15 protein-coding genes are annotated in these 16,435 nt (G+C 60.1%); 10 read left to right on the forward strand and 5 right to left on the reverse strand.

The window, feature by feature from the left end; all coding sequences use genetic code 11:
* Nucleotides 1–5 precede the first annotated feature (5 nt).
* From rsmA to JMF94_RS07395, 10 genes are all read left to right on the forward strand, one after another.
* A complete protein-coding gene (rsmA, locus tag JMF94_RS07350; protein WP_240824497.1) occupies nucleotides 6–827 on the forward strand; it encodes a 16S rRNA (adenine(1518)-N(6)/adenine(1519)-N(6))-dimethyltransferase RsmA in 822 nt (273 codons plus the stop codon).
* Between the two features lie 111 nt (nucleotides 828–938).
* A complete protein-coding gene (locus JMF94_RS07355; protein WP_022659306.1) occupies nucleotides 939–1,211 on the forward strand; it encodes an HU family DNA-binding protein in 273 nt (90 codons plus the stop codon).
* A gap of 311 nt (nucleotides 1,212–1,522) precedes the next feature.
* A complete protein-coding gene (gene rpsU / locus JMF94_RS07360) occupies nucleotides 1,523–1,726 on the forward strand; it encodes a 30S ribosomal protein S21 (RefSeq protein WP_183718206.1) in 204 nt (67 codons plus the stop codon).
* Between the two features lie 156 nt (nucleotides 1,727–1,882).
* Complete coding sequence (locus JMF94_RS07365; protein WP_240824581.1) at nucleotides 1,883–2,350, forward strand: GatB/YqeY domain-containing protein; 468 nt, start codon at nucleotides 1,883–1,885, stop codon at nucleotides 2,348–2,350.
* Between the two features lie 281 nt (nucleotides 2,351–2,631).
* Complete coding sequence (locus JMF94_RS07370) at nucleotides 2,632–5,031, forward strand: Smr/MutS family protein (RefSeq protein WP_240824498.1); 2,400 nt, start codon at nucleotides 2,632–2,634, stop codon at nucleotides 5,029–5,031.
* Nucleotides 5,032–5,048: 17 nt separating this feature from the next.
* On the forward strand, nucleotides 5,049–6,782 hold the full coding sequence (gene dnaG, locus JMF94_RS07375; RefSeq protein ID WP_240824499.1) for a DNA primase: 1,734 nt from the start codon (nucleotides 5,049–5,051) through the stop codon (nucleotides 6,780–6,782).
* Nucleotides 6,769–8,538, forward strand: a complete 1,770-nt coding sequence (gene rpoD / locus JMF94_RS07380) for an RNA polymerase sigma factor RpoD (RefSeq protein ID WP_022659301.1) — start codon at nucleotides 6,769–6,771, stop codon at nucleotides 8,536–8,538. Before dnaG ends, rpoD begins: the two co-directional genes overlap by 14 nt.
* Nucleotides 8,539–8,650: 112 nt before the next feature.
* The gene (locus JMF94_RS07385) at nucleotides 8,651–9,373 is read left to right on the forward strand and encodes a thermonuclease family protein (protein ID WP_240824500.1); all 723 of its coding nucleotides are present in this window, start codon (nucleotides 8,651–8,653) and stop codon (nucleotides 9,371–9,373) included.
* Nucleotides 9,370–10,128: a 7-cyano-7-deazaguanine synthase QueC gene (gene queC, locus JMF94_RS07390; protein ID WP_240824501.1), complete on the forward strand. Its 759-nt coding sequence runs from the start codon at nucleotides 9,370–9,372 to the stop codon at nucleotides 10,126–10,128. Before JMF94_RS07385 ends, queC begins: the two co-directional genes overlap by 4 nt.
* Nucleotides 10,128–10,673 carry a serine/threonine protein kinase gene (locus JMF94_RS07395; protein WP_240824502.1) on the forward strand — a complete coding sequence of 182 codons (546 nt, stop codon included), beginning with the start codon at nucleotides 10,128–10,130 and terminating at the stop codon, nucleotides 10,671–10,673. Before queC ends, JMF94_RS07395 begins: the two co-directional genes overlap by 1 nt.
* 143 nt (nucleotides 10,674–10,816) lie before the next feature.
* Here the strand turns inward: JMF94_RS07395 and dxs are convergent, their stop codons facing one another.
* Genes dxs through xseA form a run of 5 tightly spaced genes read right to left on the reverse strand, consistent with a single transcriptional unit; the run spans nucleotide 10,817 to nucleotide 16,346 of the window.
* Nucleotides 10,817–12,718 carry a 1-deoxy-D-xylulose-5-phosphate synthase gene (gene dxs / locus JMF94_RS07400; protein ID WP_240824503.1) on the reverse strand — a complete coding sequence of 634 codons (1,902 nt, stop codon included), beginning with the start codon at nucleotides 12,716–12,718 and terminating at the stop codon, nucleotides 10,817–10,819.
* Entirely contained in the window at nucleotides 12,719–13,612 is an 894-nt protein-coding gene (locus tag JMF94_RS07405) for a polyprenyl synthetase family protein (RefSeq protein WP_192111961.1), read from the reverse strand.
* A gap of 3 nt (nucleotides 13,613–13,615) precedes the next feature.
* On the reverse strand, nucleotides 13,616–13,876 hold the full coding sequence (gene xseB, locus JMF94_RS07410; protein WP_240824504.1) for an exodeoxyribonuclease VII small subunit: 261 nt from the start codon (nucleotides 13,874–13,876) through the stop codon (nucleotides 13,616–13,618).
* Nucleotides 13,873–14,805, reverse strand: a complete 933-nt coding sequence (locus tag JMF94_RS07415) for a M23 family metallopeptidase (RefSeq protein WP_240824505.1) — start codon at nucleotides 14,803–14,805, stop codon at nucleotides 13,873–13,875. The genes xseB and JMF94_RS07415 overlap by 4 nt, the downstream gene beginning before the upstream one ends.
* The gene (xseA, locus tag JMF94_RS07420; RefSeq protein WP_240824506.1) at nucleotides 14,805–16,346 is read right to left on the reverse strand and encodes an exodeoxyribonuclease VII large subunit; all 1,542 of its coding nucleotides are present in this window, start codon (nucleotides 16,344–16,346) and stop codon (nucleotides 14,805–14,807) included. Before xseA ends, JMF94_RS07415 begins: the two co-directional genes overlap by 1 nt.
* Between the last annotated feature and the right edge of the window lie 89 nt (nucleotides 16,347–16,435).

Below are 16,435 nucleotides of genomic sequence, written 5' to 3' on the forward strand. Positions count from 1 at the left end.
GAACCATGCAGCACCAAGAATCTACACACGGCCAGCCCCGCGCAAAAAAAAGCCTCGGCCAGCACTTTTTGAAGCGCGAAGACATCTGCCGCCGTATTGCCACGCTGCTGCTGCCCAAGCCCGAAGATATGGTGCTTGAGATCGGCCCAGGCCCAGGCGCGCTGACCCGCGCCATTGAGGAACAGCCCCACGCCCGCCTGCTGCTGCTTGAAAAAGACCGCCACTGGGCGGCTGAGCGCCAGCGCCTTGGCGAGGCCCGCACCCAGGCGGTGCTGACAGATGCCCTGCGTTTTGATTGGCGGCGCATCACGCCCGATAAACCGTGGAAGGTCATAGGCAACCTGCCCTACAACGTGGCTTCGCCCCTCATATGGGACATTGTTTCGCGCGCAACGGGCTGGCAGCGCGCGGCCTTTATGGTGCAAAAAGAGGTGGGCCAGAGGTTGGCTGCACAGCCCAATACCAATCACTACGGCGCGCTTTCGGTCTGGGTGCAAAGCTACGCCCGCCCGCGCATGGAATTTATTGTGGGGCCGGGGGCCTTCAGCCCGCCGCCCAAGGTGGATTCTGCCGTGCTCTCTTTTGATCCTCTGCCGCCAGAGCGCAGGCCAGCTCACCCCGAGATTCTGTCTCGCCTCTTGCGCGTGTGCTTCCAGCAGCGCCGCAAACAGCTTGGCGGCGTTTTCAGACGCAGCGGTCAGCCGGGGCTTGAAGCCGCGCTGGAAAAGACAGGCATCGACCCAAGCTTGCGCCCGGAAGCCCTCGCCAATAAAGATTTTCAGGCTCTTGCCGCTTTTTGGGCCGAGCAGCTTGACAATAATGCATAAAAAGTTTTGAGTTTACGCACTGTCTTTTAGAACGTAACGCTTGGCGGCTTTTGCCGCCTGAGCTTGCTGGCAGAACAACTCAAGCCGGGGAATTTTCAGGAGGATGTGCTGATGACTAAAGCTGATCTGGTTGAAAAAATCGCCGCCAAGGCAAACCTGACCAAGGCTGCCGCCGAGCGTGCCCTCAATGCTTTTCTTGCTTCTGTGGAAGACGCTCTTGTAAAAGAGTCCAAACTGACCCTTACGGGTTTTGGCACCTTTGCGGTAGAAACCCGCAAAGCTCGTCAGGGGCGCAACCCGCGCACCGGCGATACGCTGACCATTCCCGCCTGCAAAATTCTCAAATTCCGTCCCGGCAAAATGCTCAAGGACTCCCTGAATTAAGCTTGAGCCGTTATGCCCTGGCATAGCGGCTTTTGATTTGCGCCAGCAGCCGCAAGGCTGTTGTCGACTGCTTTTGCCCAGCGCAAGGCAGAGAAGCGCTTCGCCAACGGTGCACCCGGTGCCCCCTGCAAGATACCTCTTTGCCTTGCCGCTGGGAATCAGCAATTTGAAAAGCTGCCACCTTTTGCGGAAAATATTCATTTTCCCGCACTTGAGGCTTGCCTTTTTCTAAAGTGCGGGCTAAAAGAGCAGTTCATATTTTGCGGGCCATGGTCTAGAGCCGTGCCCCACCGCCGAAGGGGGTGATTTTCTTGCCCGGAGTTTTTCTTAACGACGACGACTATAACTTCGATATCGCACTGCGCCGCTTTAAGAAGCAGGTAGAAAAGGCGGGCGTTCTTTCTGAAATGAAGAAGCGCCAGCACTACGAAAAGCCCAGCGTTATGCGTAAAAAGAAGAAGGCCGCCGCCCGGAAGCGGCTGATGAAAAAGATCAGGAAGATGAACATGGCCTAGGCAACAATGCCTTGCGCCGCTTTGCAGGGCATTGCCCGGTAAACGGCAGGCCGCGCGATGCAAAGCCATCGCTCCGTTCATTCGGCCAGTTATGCGGGAGGCCCCTCGGGCTTCCCGCGTTTTCTGCTTTTCTCCACCCTCCACCCCACCACCGCCATGACTGTCACCACCACGCTTTTTGAGCAGATCGACGTTGACTATATCAAAGCCTACAAAGCCAAGGACAGTGTGCGCCTTACCGTGCTGCGCCTTCTCAAGACGGCGGTGAAGAATCGCCTGGTGGAACTCAAGCGCCCCGGCGGCAGCCTTGCCGACGAAGAAATGCTTGATATCATCATCAAGGAAGGCAAGCAGCGGCAGGATTCCATCGACCAGTTCACGGCAGCAGGCCGCACCGATCTGGCCGACAAAGAAGCGGCGGAGCTTGTCATTCTCAAGGAATACCTGCCCAAGCCTCTTTCGCCAGAAGAACTTGCAGCCCTTATTGACGCCACCGTGGCCGAAGTGGGCGCAACTTCCCCCAAGGATATGGGCAAGGTCATTTCTGCCATCATGGCGGGCCACAAAGGCCGTGTAGACGGCAAGGCTCTTTCGGAAGCCGTCAAAAAACGCCTCCAGCCGTAGCTTCAGGCGCATTCCACCTGGGGAAAACCCCCGTTTCAGTGTCCCGTTTTGAGTTGGCATGCAATCTTGCGGGAGTCGCCTCGTTTTGGAGCAAACAGCCTTGAGCAGCTCACTTCCGCCCCTTGGGCGACTGCCCGAAAGCTCCGCAGCTACAGCTGCGTTTGCCGGGTAATTTTGCTGCTGCGCAAGGGCAGACTGCCCAACGGCTCACGATTTTTTTCCGCACCACGGGCAAGCGCCGTTTTTTGCGCGCAAACCCAATGCTTTAAGGCAGTTCACGCATGATTCACGCCCGCACGCTCAACGCCCTTGAATTTCACCGCATTGCAGACCACCTTTCGGAATTGTGCCTTTCCGGCGTTGGTCGGGAACGCGCCAGGGCCATTGCCCCCCTTGAAGATGCAGAGGCTGTAACGCTTGCCGCGCGCATCTATGAGGAAGCCGCCGACTGGGCCAGCCGCCCAGCCGCAGGCGGCGCTGTTTTCTGCGTCTGTTCCTTCCCCGATGTCAGCGGCATGCTGCGCGCTGCGGCCACCAGCCGCGCCCACGCCTTTCAGCCCGATGTAGATGCTTTCTGGGCGTTACGCGAGGTGCTGCGCCTTGCCAGGGACGCCCACGCTTCCATTGCCCAGCCAGAAGCCGCCACCCGCTGGCCGCATCTTATGGCCATGGCCGATGGCTCTCCTCTGCCGGTTCAGCTCACTGCGGCCCTTTTGCGCTGTATTTCTGACGACGGCCTGCTGCGTGATGAAAGCTCGCCCGAGCTGTACCGCCTGCGCGGCGAACTGCGCCGCCTGCACCAAAGCTGCATGCGCAAGGTCAAGGACTTTGCCCAGCAGTACAACATGCTGGCATACCTGCAAGACGAGTTCATGACCCTCTCGTCCGACCGTTACGTGCTGCCCCTCAAGGCCAACTTCAAGGGCCGCATGCAGGGCATCATCCACGACTGGTCGCAAACGGGCGAGACCTGCTACTTTGAGCCCATGTTTCTGGTGGAGATCAACAACCGCCTTCAGGAACTGAAGCGCGAAGAACGCGAAGAAGAACGCAAGGTTCTGGTCTATTTGCGCAGCCTGCTTGAAGCGGAGCTGCCCGGTGCGCGCGCAGCCCTTGAACTGCTGGCCCAACTTGATGTTTTGCAGGCCAAGCGCAGGCTTGCCGCCCTCTTTGACGGCCGCCCGCTGCCCCTCACCCCTGTGGCGGAGGGCATTCAGCTTCTTGATGCCCGCCACCCCCTGCTCATGCTCAACCGCGTGGCAGAATCAGGCAAGGACGGCTCCAAGGCCGCCGCCGCTGCCCACAGCAAGGTGCGACCTCTGGATATCGTGCTGCGCCCCGGCGAGCGCGCCCTGGTCATCACCGGCGGCAATGCGGGCGGCAAAACCGTATGCCTCAAGACGCTTGGCCTCATTGCGGCCATGACCCTGAGCGGCCTGCCCGTGCCTGTGGGCGCGGGTTCGCACCTGCCCTGGTTCAGCAGGCTGGATGCCTTTATCGGCGACGAGCAGAGCCTTGCGGACAATGTTTCTACCTTCACCGCCCAGATCGAGCACCTCGCCAAGGCCTGGAAGCACCTGGACGCCAGCAGCCTTGTGCTGCTTGACGAATTTGGCGCAGGCACCGACCCGGCCCAAGGCGCTGCCCTTGCGCAGGCCGTACTTGACGAATTGCTGGACAAACATACCTTTGTTCTGTCGGCAACGCATTTCCCCGCGCTCAAAAGCTATGCCCTCACGCGCGAAGGCGCACGGGCGGCCTCCATGCTCTTTGATCCCCAAAGCAAAAAGCCTTTGTTCCGGCTTGCTTACGATCAGGTCGGGGCCAGTCAGGCACTGGATGTGGCGCGCGAACACGGCCTTGCCGAAAGCATTGTGCGCAGGGCGGAGCATTACCTTTTGCAGGACGGGCAAGACGCCACGGCCCTGCTTGGCAGGCTCAACGATCTGGCCGCAAAGCGGGAGGAAGAACTGGCGGAACTCAAGCGCGAGCAGGATAAAACCCGCCGCCAGACGCAGGATCTGCGCGAAAAACTTGAGAAGGAGCGCCTCCGCCTGCACGATGAGGTTCGCGCCCAGGCTGGTGACCTCATGCGCGCATGGAAGGAAGGCCGCGCCACCCACAAGCAGGCGCTCAAGGAAATGTCGCGTCTGCGGGCCTCGCTGGCTCCCGCGCAGGATGAAACTGCGGATGGCGCGTCCGTGCTGCCCCAGCCCCAGACATTTGCGGCCGGGCAGGAAGTGTTGCACACCGTATTCAACAAGCGCGGCGTCATCACCGATGTGGACGAACGGCGCGGGCGGGTGCGGCTGGAAATGAACGGCGTGAACCTCTGGGCCGAAATGAAGGCCCTGCGTGTGCCAGGTCAGACAGCGCAAAGCCCGGCCAAAAGCTCCCTCAGGGGCGTTGTGGGCCGCACATCCGCCAGTGACGAGGCAGCATCCCTGCGCCTTGATATGCGCGGCATGCGCGCGGATGTGGCGCTGGCAGAGCTGGAACGCTTTATGGACAAGGCCTTGCTGGCAGGATTTTCAGAGGTGGAAGTGGTACACGGCAGGGGAACGGGCGCACTGCGCCGCCAGGTACATGATTTTTTGCGGAGTTTCCCCGCTGTGGGGCAGTTTGCCCTTGCGCCGGAAGACCGGGGCGGCGATGGCATGACCATAGTAACCTTTCGCTAATTACGGGCGTGTGACCCATGCAGTCCAAGGACGCAATCCGCGCCATTAAAGAGCGCCTGAATATCGTTGACGTGGTGCGCCGCTATGTTGAGCTCAAGCGCAACGGGCCGCGCTGGGTGGCACCCTGCCCATTCCATCAGGAAACCAAGCCGTCCTTTTCCGTCAACGAAGATCAGGGGCTTTTTTACTGTTTCGGCTGCCACGCCTCAGGCGATATTTTTGATTTTTACAGCCGCATCAACGGGCTGGAGTTTAAGGAAACGCTCGAACAGCTGGCTGCGGAAGCTGGCATTACCATTGACCGAGGCCCGCGCGATCCCCAGCGGGACGGGCAGGAACGCAAGCAGCGCTCTGCGCGGCAGCAGATGCTGCGCATGTACGAGCTCGCGGCAGGCCATTTTGCCTCGGCCCTGCAAAGTCCCGAGGCGGAAGAATGCAGGCGGTATATAGAAAAACGCGGTTTGAGCGATGAGATAGTGCAGCGCTTTGGTCTTGGCTGGGCCAGGCGCGAATGGCAGTCGCTGGCTGATGCCCTGCGCCGTGCGGGCTTTGATATGCGCATGGCCGCAGAGGCCGGCCTTGTGGGGCAGGCAAGCAGCGGGCGTCCCTACGACAGGTTTCGCGGGCGGCTCATTTTTCCCATCAAGAGTCTTTCCAACCAGATAATCGCCTTTGGCGGGCGCATTATCGCCGATGAGGAAGAAGCCAAGTATATCAACAGCGCCGACACGCCCCTCTACAAGAAGGGTGAGCACCTTTACGGGCTGGCGCAGGCGCGGCGCGGCATTGTGACCAAAGGCCGAGCCATGTTGACAGAAGGCTACATGGACGTGCTCACCCTGCACCAGTTCGGCTACGACAATGCCGTTGGCGTGCTTGGCACGGCTCTGACGCCAGAACAGATAAAACGCCTTTCGGGCTTTGCATCGCAAATGACCCTGCTGTTTGACGGCGACCGCGCCGGACGCAAGGCAGCCTTGCGCTCGTGCGAAATGCTGCTCACGCGCGGCCTTTCGTGCAATGTGGTGATCATGCCCGAAGGTGAAGACATAGACAGTTTGCTGCGCGGAGCTGGCCCCGAGGCCTTTGAGGCCTTGCAGGCACAGGCCCCGGATGGTCTGCGCTTTTGCGTGGACGTGCTCAAGGCCCTGGCCCCGCGCGAAACAGTGGAATGGGCGCGCAATTTTTTGCGCCAACTGGATATTCCAGAGCTGATCAGCCCCTACATTTCACGGCTGGCGGCTCATTTGCAGCTTTCGGAAGCCGACCTGCGCGAGGGCATTGCCGGGGCGCGGGGGCAACGCAAAGACGGCCAGCCACAGGGGGTCTCCGCCTCGCGGACGCGCCAGAACATACGCGACCGCGAAATAATGATGTTTGCCGTGCGGTATCCCCACCGACTGCGCGATATGCAGGAAATGGGGGCAGACCTTGCCTTGAGGTCTGAAATCGCCCGGAGGCTGTGGGACAAGATTGAAACCCACGGCCCGGAAGAAGTGTTCCATCAGCTTGACGAACGGGAAAAAAACTTCTGGTGCAAATGTCGCGGCCCGGAAGCCGCGCCATGCGACAGCGGCGAAAAAGAACTCGAATTATTGCGACAGTCGCTAGATCAATACTACGCCTCAGCTCAGGCCTCCTCCCTGTCCGCTGCCATGCGGGCCAATACAGGCATAGGTGACTTTGAAGCTGATTTGGATTATCTTCGCGCACTTAAGGAAACCTTGGAGAAAGGGCATGAGCAATCTTAAAGATATCCAGCAGATACAATCCCTTATTGCCAAAGGCAAGGGCGCGGGCTTTCTGACCTTTGAAGAGGTCAACAAGGCTCTGCCTGTTGAAATGAGCACGCCGGAGCAATTTGAGGAAATCATCGGCATCTTTGAACAGCTCGAAATCGTCATTGTGGATTCGGAAAAGGACGGAAAAAAGATTTCCGCCGCCGCCACCGAGACTGACGAAGATATTACCGAAGGTTCGCTGGATCTGACTGAAGACGAGGACACAGCGGACTATTCCTCGCGCAGCACCGACCCCGTGCGCATGTACCTGCGCGAAATGGGCGCAGTGCCCCTGCTCGACCGCGATGGCGAAGTTGTCATCGCCAAAAAGATCGAAATGGGTGAACAGGACGTGCTCTACGCCCTGGTTGAAGTGCCTGTGGCCGTTGAAGAACTCATCAATGTGGGCGAAGACCTGCGCCAGAACCGCGTCAAACTGAAGGACGTGGTCAAAACCATTGAAGAAGACGACCCCAGCGAAGACGAAATGAACCAGCGCACCCGCGTTATTCTGCTGCTGGACGAAATCAAGCAGACCTTCAAGAAAAAACGCAAGATTTACAAAAAGCTGGACGCATGCGCCTGCATGGATCGCCGCGTTACCGCCGTGCAGAAAGAAATCATCAGCTTCAAGGATGAAATCGTCACCCGCCTGCGCGACATCAAACTGGAAAAGACGCTCATTGACCGCATCATTGAAACGGTCGAGGACTACGTGCGCCAGATGCACAACTGCCAGCGCGACCTGTCGGCCTACATTCTTTCCACCGGGCGCACCCAGGCGGAAATTCAGGCCATGTTTGACGGCCTTGAAAAGCGCGAGGTCAACCCCAACGATGCGGCCCGCGACCTCAAGCTGAGCGTGGACGAGCTGTTTTCGTTCAAGGAAATGATCATCGGCAAGATCGAAATTCTCAGCCGCCTCCAGGAAAAGTGCTGCCATAACGTCACTGATCTTGAAGAAGTGCTGTGGCGCATCAAGCGCGGCAACACCGCCGCCATGCGCGCCAAGCAGGAGCTGATTCGCTCCAACCTGCGCCTGGTTGTTTCCATTGCCAAAAAGTACACCAACCGTGGCCTCCAGTTCCTTGACCTTATTCAGGAAGGCAACATCGGCCTGATGAAGGCCGTGGACAAGTTTGAATACCAACGCGGTTACAAGTTTTCGACCTACGCCACGTGGTGGATCCGTCAGGCCATTACCCGCGCCATCGCGGATCAGGCACGCACCATCCGTATTCCCGTGCACATGATCGAAACCATCAACAAGCTTATCCGCACCTCGCGTTACCTTGTGCAGGAACTGGGCCGCGACCCCACGCCCGAGGAAATCGCCGAGCGTATGGAATACCCGGTGGAAAAGGTCAAAAAAGTGCTCAAGATCGCCAAGGAGCCCATTTCGCTTGAGACGCCCATTGGCGATGAAGAAGATTCGAGCCTCGGCGACTTTATTGAAGACAAAAAGGCCGTTGCACCGGCTGAAGAAGTCATCAATACCAAGCTGTCCGAACAGCTGGCCGCCGTGCTGGCCGACCTTACCCCGCGTGAAGAACAGGTGCTGCGCAAGCGCTTTGGCATTGCAGAAAAGAGCGACCACACCCTTGAAGAAGTGGGCAAGCTCTTCAATGTCACCCGCGAACGCATCCGGCAGATCGAGGCCAAGGCCCTGCGCAAGCTCCGCCACCCCGTTCGCAGCCAGCCCCTGCGTTCCTACTACGAAAACTGATTCATTGCGCAAGCCCGGCGGGTTGACCTGCCGGGCTTGCACGGTCATTATCCCATTGACCCTTACGCCACTCTGACAGCAACGGACGAGCACCGCACCCATGCTGAGCCACATGCAACAGCTTTTCCGCTGGCCCCATTTTTCGGGCGGCAAAAATCATACTATAGCGCAAGCCTTTGCGCTTATTCTTCTGTGCCTGCTGGCACTGACAAGTGCTGCTGGCGCTGCGCCTGCGGCAGAATCCCTGCCCAATCCACAGGGCAAGGTCGCCAAATGTTTTGACGGCGACACGTTAAAGCTCACGGACAGGCGCACCGTACGCCTTGCAGGCATTGACGCCCCTGAAATGGACCGGGGCAAGCATAAACCCCAGTACTACGCCCGCGAAGCCTTTGACCAGCTTACCAAGCTGGCTCAGGGCAAGGATGTGCGCCTTGTGGCCGTGGATGCCAAGGGCAAGGATCATTACGGACGCGTGGTGGCCGATGTTATCCTGCCTGACGGGCATTCCCTGTCCGACACGATGGTTCGCAACGGCGCGGCCTTTGTGTACCCGCACAACGACCTCAATCCCCATTTTCAGGAAAGGCTGCGCAAGCTCCAGCACGAGGCCATTACCGCCCGGCGCGGCATGTGGGCGCAAGTGCTCACCCTGCCCGCCGCCAAAAAAACCTATCTTGGCAACCGCGAATCCATGCGCTTTTTCCCTACTGACTGCGCTGAAGTACAGCACATAAAGCCCCGCAACCGCGTGTTTTTCGGCACGCTCATGGATGCCTTTATGGCTGGCTACGCCCCGGCGCGTCCCTGCAACTTCTGGCCGCAAGTAAAATGAACACCACTTCTCCCCTGCTTGAGCAACAGGCTCTTGTCATATTTTCCGGCGGGCAGGATTCCGCCACTTGCCTCGCTTGGGCGCTCAGCCGATTCAAACAGGTGCTGACGCTGGGCTTTGACTACGGCCAGCGTCACTCTGTGGAGCTTGCCTGCCGCAAACGTGTACGCGAGGGCATTGCCGCCCTCAATCCGCAGTGGGCGCAACGCCTGGGGCCGGACACCCTGCTTGGTCTAGATATTTTCCGCCAGCTGGCAGATACGGCCCTGACCTCTGACGCGCCCATTGAAGAACACGGCGCAAACGGCCTGCCCAACACCTTTGTACCTGGCCGTAACCTCATATTTATTCTGCACGCCGCTGCATGGGCTTACGCCAAGGAAATCCGCCACATGGTGCTGGGCGTCTGCCAGAGCGATTACTCCGGCTATCCCGACTGCCGGGACGACAGCATCAAGTCCATGCAGGTTGCCATAAACAGCGGCATGGACGCCAGTTTTACGCTACACACGCCGCTCATGTGGCGCAGCAAAAAAGACGCCTGGATGCTGGCCCGCAGCCTTGGCGGCGATGCGCTGGTCAACCTGATTGTGGAAGAAAGCCACACCTGCTACATGGGCCAGCGCGGGCAGCGTTACCCCTGGGGTTATGGCTGCGGCGACTGCCCGGCCTGCCGTCTGCGCGCTGCGGGTTATACCGCCTATGCCGAGGCGCAGGCAGCCTGCGCGCAAAACCCGCTGGAGGATGAGGCCTGATGTCCAAAAAACTGCTCAGCGCGGCTCAGGGTGTGGAAGCAGCCTGTATTCTGTTTCAGCTCAACAGCAAGACTGCCGACATCATCAATATGGCCAGCGGCGCGCAGATGCCGGATGAATATCTGTCAGGCCCCGGTGCGGATATGTTCTGCGCGGAGTGGCGGGCCTTTGTGCATGCGGTGGTTACTGCCGCCATCATGCATCATGCGCCCAATACCGTATTTTTGGCCTATCTGCGCCAGACGGGCAATCTGCTGGCAGCCGCCAGCAATGATTTTGACGGCGGGGACGAAAAAGCGGTCAACGCTGCCCTCAACGCCTTTGTGGACGGCCCCTTTGCTGAATACATGCCCCTGCTCGCGCAGGAACAGCAGGTTCGCTGCCCGGAACTGTTCTGCCAGCGCCTTGCGGTGCAGGCCGCCAACCTGCGCGGTCAGGCCACCCCGCCGGACGACCACGCCAAGGCCCGCCTCGCTGCTGTTATGGCCCTGATTATCAGCGCCGTGTGGGACAAACTGGAACAGTACGACATTCAGCCAGACTAGACGCGTAGGGCGGAATACTTTGATTTTGATTCAAAAGTCATAGGGTGTAGCACCGCAAAATAATTTTCCGCCCAGGATACAAAAGCGCCGGGATTTTGATGCATCAAAATCCCGGCGCTTTCTTTTTTAGAACGACTTTTGACTTATTTCTTTCCCAAAAGTTCCAGCATTGCCTCGGCGATATTATTGGTGCGCAGGCCCACAAGCTCGCGCAGGCGCAACTGGCTGCCGTGCTCCACAAAGTGGTCGGGCAGGCCAAGGCGTTTGATGCGCTGGCCGCGCATAAGGCCACGGTCATTCCAGAATTCCAGCACTGCGGACGAAAAACCGCCAGCCAGCACGCCTTCTTCCACCATAAGGATACGATCAAAGTTCTGAGCGATTTCAACCAGTTGTTCTTCCGGCAAGGGTTTGATCCAGACAGGGTCAAACACAAAGGGTTTTACGCCTGTCTGACGCTCCACCATGGCCGCAGCTTCCAGCGCCGGATGCGCGCGGTTGCCCAGGGCTATCACTGCAAGGCCTTCGCCCTGTTGCAGCACTTCGCCCCTGCCGGGGGTCAGCAGGCGGGGCGCGCCGTCTGGGGCAACGCCAAAGGCGCTGCCACGCGGGTACCGCAGGGCACACGGGCCGGAATGGCACAGGGCTGTATGCAGGCAGTGCCGCAACAGATTTTCATCGCGTGGGGCCAGCATGGTAATGTTAGGAATATGCCGTAAATAGGCAATATCAAAGGCTCCGTGGTGGGTCGCGCCGTCCTCGCCCACAAGGCCCGCACGGTCTACGCAGAAGGTAACGGGCAGATTTTGCAGGCAGACATCGTGCACAACCTGATCGTACGAACGCTGCAAAAAGGTGGAATACACGGCCAGTGCGGGCCGATAGCCCTGGCTGGCAAGGCCCGCCGCAAAGGTCACGGCGTGCTGCTCGCAAATGCCCACATCCACAAAGCGGTCGGGGAAGCGAGCGCGGAACTTGTCCGTGCCGGTGCCTTCGGGCATGGCTGCCGTAATGGCGATAATCTTGTCGTTATGCTCGGCAAGCTCGGTCAGCGTATTGCTGAACACCGAGGTGAACGAGGGCAGCTTGGCTGTGGAAGCCACAGGTTGCCCGGTTTCGGGCGTGAACAGGCCGATGCCGTGGTACAGTGTGGGATTTTTCTCCGCTGGGCCGTAGCCCTTGCCCTTCTGGGTGCGCACGTGCAGCAGCACCGGGCCATCCTCAATGGCGGCAGCCATTTCCAGATGGCGGCGCAGGCTTGTGATGTCGTGCCCGTCCACCGGGCCGATGTAGTTGAAGCGAAAAGCCTCAAACAGCATACCCGGCGTAAAGAAGGACTTGAAGCTCCACTCGCCGCGCATGGCGTACACTGCCAGCTTCTGGCCGATGCGCGGGATGGAACGCAGGAAATTGAGCACTTCCTTACGGGTTTGCCGCACCCAGCGCTGCGACAGTGTGCGGCTCAAAAACAGCGAAAGCGCGCCCACATTGGGGGAAATGGACATTTCATTGTCGTTGAGCACCACAATAAGCCGCCGCCCCATGTGACCCGCGAGATTCAGCCCTTCAAAGGCCTCGCCCGCCGTCAGCGAGCCATCGCCGATGACAGCCAGCACGTGGTGCTTGAGACAGGAAAGATCACGGGCCAAAGCCATGCCCAGGGCCGCAGAAATGGACGTGGAAGAATGCCCCACGCCAAAATGGTCGTACGGGCTTTCTGCCATGCGCGGGAAGCCGGAAATGCCGCCAAATGACCGCAGGGTGTGAAAATCCTTGGCGCGCCCGGTCAGCAGCTTGTAGGCGTAGGCCTGATGCCCCACGTCCCAGATGAGCTTGTCGTGCTCCACATTAAAGGTCGCCAGCAGGGCCAGAGTCAACTCAACCACGCCCAGCGAGGGCGCAAGATGCCCGCCGTTGCGGGAGACGGTTTCAATGATGCGGCTGCGCACCTCGCCAGCCAGTTGGACAAGCTGTGCGTCAGAAAACTTGTTCAGTTGCGCCGGGCTGCTCACAGCGTCCAGCAATGCGCTCTCTGTGGTGTCCATTTAGGCCGCCCTCGTTACCGTGTAGTCGGCCAATGCGCGCAGAAAATCCGCTTCCTGCCCGTCAAACGGGGCCAGCGCGTCCTGCGCGGCCTGTGCTTGCGCGCGCGCCAGTTCACGGCTTTTTTCAAGCCCCAGCAGGGCGGGATAGGTGCTCTTGCCCTGTTCCTCGTCGCTGCCCGCAGGTTTGCCCAGAGTTTCAGTGTCGGAAACCACATCAAGGATGTCGTCCGCAATCTGAAAGGCCACGCCAAGCGCAGCGCCGTAGGCGGCAATTGCCTCGCGCGCGGGCGTTTCAGCCCCGGCAAGGATGGCCCCGCATACGCACGATGCCCGCAGCAGCGCCCCTGTTTTCATGGCGTGCACGGCGCGCATCTGCTCAAGCGTAATAGAAGACGCGCCCGTATAGATCATGTCCCATTCCTGCCCGCCCACCATGCCGGAAGACCCCGCCGCAAACGAAAGCTCGGCCACGGCGTCCAGCACACGGTCCGGGGATTCCGCAGTGCGGCACATGACCATGAAGGCGTCCGTCAGCAGACCATCGCCCGCCAGTATGGCCGTGGCTTCATCAAATGCCTTGTGATTCGAGGGCTTGCCCCGGCGCAGGTCATCGTTATCCATGGCGGGGAGGTCGTCATGGATGAGAGAATAGGTGTGGATCATCTCGATAGCGGCAGCAAAGGGCATGCTGCGCTGTGGCGAAAGCCCGCACAGGGCGGCAGTGCTCAGGCACAAAACAGGGCGCAAACGCTTGCCCCCGGCTTGCAGACTGTACAGCATGGAATCCTTGAGCCTTTGCGGCACATCACGGCCGTCAAGACAGGTGGCCAGATAGGCTTCCACATCCTTGCCCCGTGCGTGCAGCAGGGCCTTCATGTCAGCAACGCTCATCATCGCCTATTCCGCCTCCTCTTCTGCGTTCAGCCCGCTTGACGCCACAGGGCGTGACTCAAGGGGACGAGCCTGACCATCCTGCCAGATTTCAAGCTCATGCCGGGCTTTGTCGAGCTGCTCGCGGCAATAGCGCGAACACGCCGCTCCTTCCTTATACAGGGCCATGCCCTTTTCCAGAGGCAGGTCGCCGCTTTCAAGCGCCGCCACGATCTCCTGAAGCCGGGCCATCTTTTTTTCAAACGTATTGTCGGTCTTGGCGCTCATGGATTGTTTCCCCTGGCGTTCCCGGTTGTCAAAAAGGGCTGCGGGTCAACCGACTCGCCCTGAACCAGAAGCGAAAGATGCAGATGCGGCCCGGTAACACGGCCCGTGGCCCCTACCAGACCAATAACCTGCCCCTTGCGCACCCGATCGCCATTTTGCACCAGTATTTCAGAGAGGTGCAGATACGCGGTGAACACCCCTTCGCCGTGATTGATGTACACTACATTACCAGAGAAGTACAAATTCCCCGTAAGGCCCACCTGCCCGTCAGCGCAGGCAAGTACAGGCTGCCCCTGCGGGCCGCGCAGATCAAGGCCCTTGTGCACCCCGCGAGGCTGCCCGTTGAACACGCGCTTGAGGCCGTACAGGCTTGAAACATCGCCAGGCACAGGCCGCACAAAGGGCAGCACCCAGAAGCGTTCGGGCAGGCGTTGGGCCAGGGCCTGGCGCACCAACTCCCTGTCGGCCTTGATGCGCGCCATCTCCGCCGCCGGGGGATCAACATATTTTTTATCCACGTTCAGCTTCTGCACCGGACGGTCTTTGTCAAAAAAAACAATTTTGCGCGCTACAGCGTGGGCATCCTTGCCATTGCCCGTGAAGACGGCAAGATCGCGCGCGGATTCCTTTTCTTCCAGCGGCACGGGCAGCAGCATGACGGCCTGCCAGCGCGTTGCAGCACCCGCAGCGGTGTTGGCGCTCACCTGCTCCGCCCTGGCCTCGTAGGTCTTGCCCAGCCAGCTGAACGTAAAGGACTTTGCGGGCGCGTCGCTCACCGCCAGGGCGGGAAAAGCATCCCCTCTGGCTACGGATTCGGGCGCGTCAAGCGCAAGGGCTGATGTGGGGGATGGCGCAGCAAGAACGGCTGAAGGAACAAAAAGAAAAGCCCCCGCCAACAGAACCATGAGCATGCGCGTGAGCACAAACATCAGCTATTCCGTCCTTGTTTTTTGGCAACCGGCACCGCGCCTGTATCCGAGTCAGGCGCACAGTCAGTTGCAGCGTCTGGCGCAACATCTGGCAGCACATTGCTGACCACGGCAGCAAGGCTGCCATCCGCCAGCCGCACCGTGATGGCACTGCCCGCAGGGGCCGCCGTCACCGTGCGCAGCAGGCCGCCATCCGCACCACGCACAAGGGCATAGCCGCGCTTGAGGGGCGCGAGGGGATTGGCGGCTGCCAGAGCAAATTCGCATTTTTCCAGTTCCCGCCCTGTGCGGGCAAGCATTTCCTGCCCTGCCGACTGCAGGCGCTGCCGCACGGCATCATACCGCTGCTCCTGCGCGGCCAGCATGCGCGGCATGGCCGCAGCCAGACTGGCGGAAAGCGACTCGACCCTGCTGCCCAGCACATCCAGCCGCGAGAGGTTGAAGGTATTTTGCAGAGCGCGCTCAAGCCGGTCGCGCCGGGCCTCCGTGGTGTCGAGCCACTGGCGCGCGGCCCTGTGCAAGGAGCGGTGCAGGCCGTCAAGCTGCTCCGCAAGGCGGGCCTGATGCCGCATGGGCGAAAACCAGCGCAGGGCGTTTTCAAACTGGGCAAGGCTCTGCCCCGCTGTTTCCAGCCGCCGCCGCGCCGCGCGCGCAAGGGCGGCCTCCGCCTCGTCAACCTTTTGCATCAGCTCGGCCCGTGCGGGCCAGAGCAACTGGGCCGCATGCGAGGGCGTTGCCGCGCGCAGGTCTGCTGTCATGTCGGCAAGGGTAACATCCACCTCATGCCCAATGCCCGCAAGCACTGGCAGGCGCGACTCAAACACGGCCTCAGCCACGGCTTCTTCATTAAAAGCCCACAAATCTTCCAGCGAACCGCCGCCGCGCACCAGCACCACGGCCTGTGCCCAACCCTGCGCGTTGGCCTCGTGCAAGGCCCGCACAATTGAAGGCGCGGCTTCGGCACCTTGCACCAGAGCCGGAAACAGACGAATGCGCGCCCCGCTGCCCCGGCTGGCCGCAAGCTCCATAAAATCATGGAGAGCCGCGCCCGTTGGGGAAGTGATAAGGGCCACGCGCTGCGGATCGTACGGCAAGGGCCGTTTGCGCTCGTGGCTAAAGTAGCCCAGAGCCGCCAGCTTGCGCTTGCTGGCCTCAAAGGCCTGCGCAAGCAACCCCTCGCCTGCTGGCTGCACCAGCTCCACGGCAAGCTGATACTGCCCGCGCGGCGCATACAGGGTGATGCGCCCTGCGCAGAGCACATCCAGCCCGTTGCGCAAAAGTTCCAGCGGCGAAGGACGCGGCGCGTCAAAAACTTCGCCTGTCAGCGGATCAAAACCCTGGCTGTTCTGCCGCTGCATGTGCCTGAACCACACGCACTGCAACTGCGCATCGGCATCCTTGAGGGTAAAATAGACATGCCCCGAGCCGGGACGGGTAAGGTTCGTCACCTCGCCCCGCACCCAGACAAAGGGAAAACGTCCCTCAAGGGTTTTGCGCAGCTGTTCCGTGAGTTCACGGACAGACAGTATGGCTTCCTGCATGGTGCTCCGTGTGCGGCAGTATATCAGAAAACGTCGTTGAGATTTTGTTGCTGAAGGGGCGCTAAAAGCGCCCCTTCTACCAAAACCAG

Origin of the sequence: Desulfovibrio sp. UIB00 (assembly GCF_022508225.1) — a bacterium.
GTDB lineage: Bacteria > Desulfobacterota > Desulfovibrionia > Desulfovibrionales > Desulfovibrionaceae > Desulfovibrio.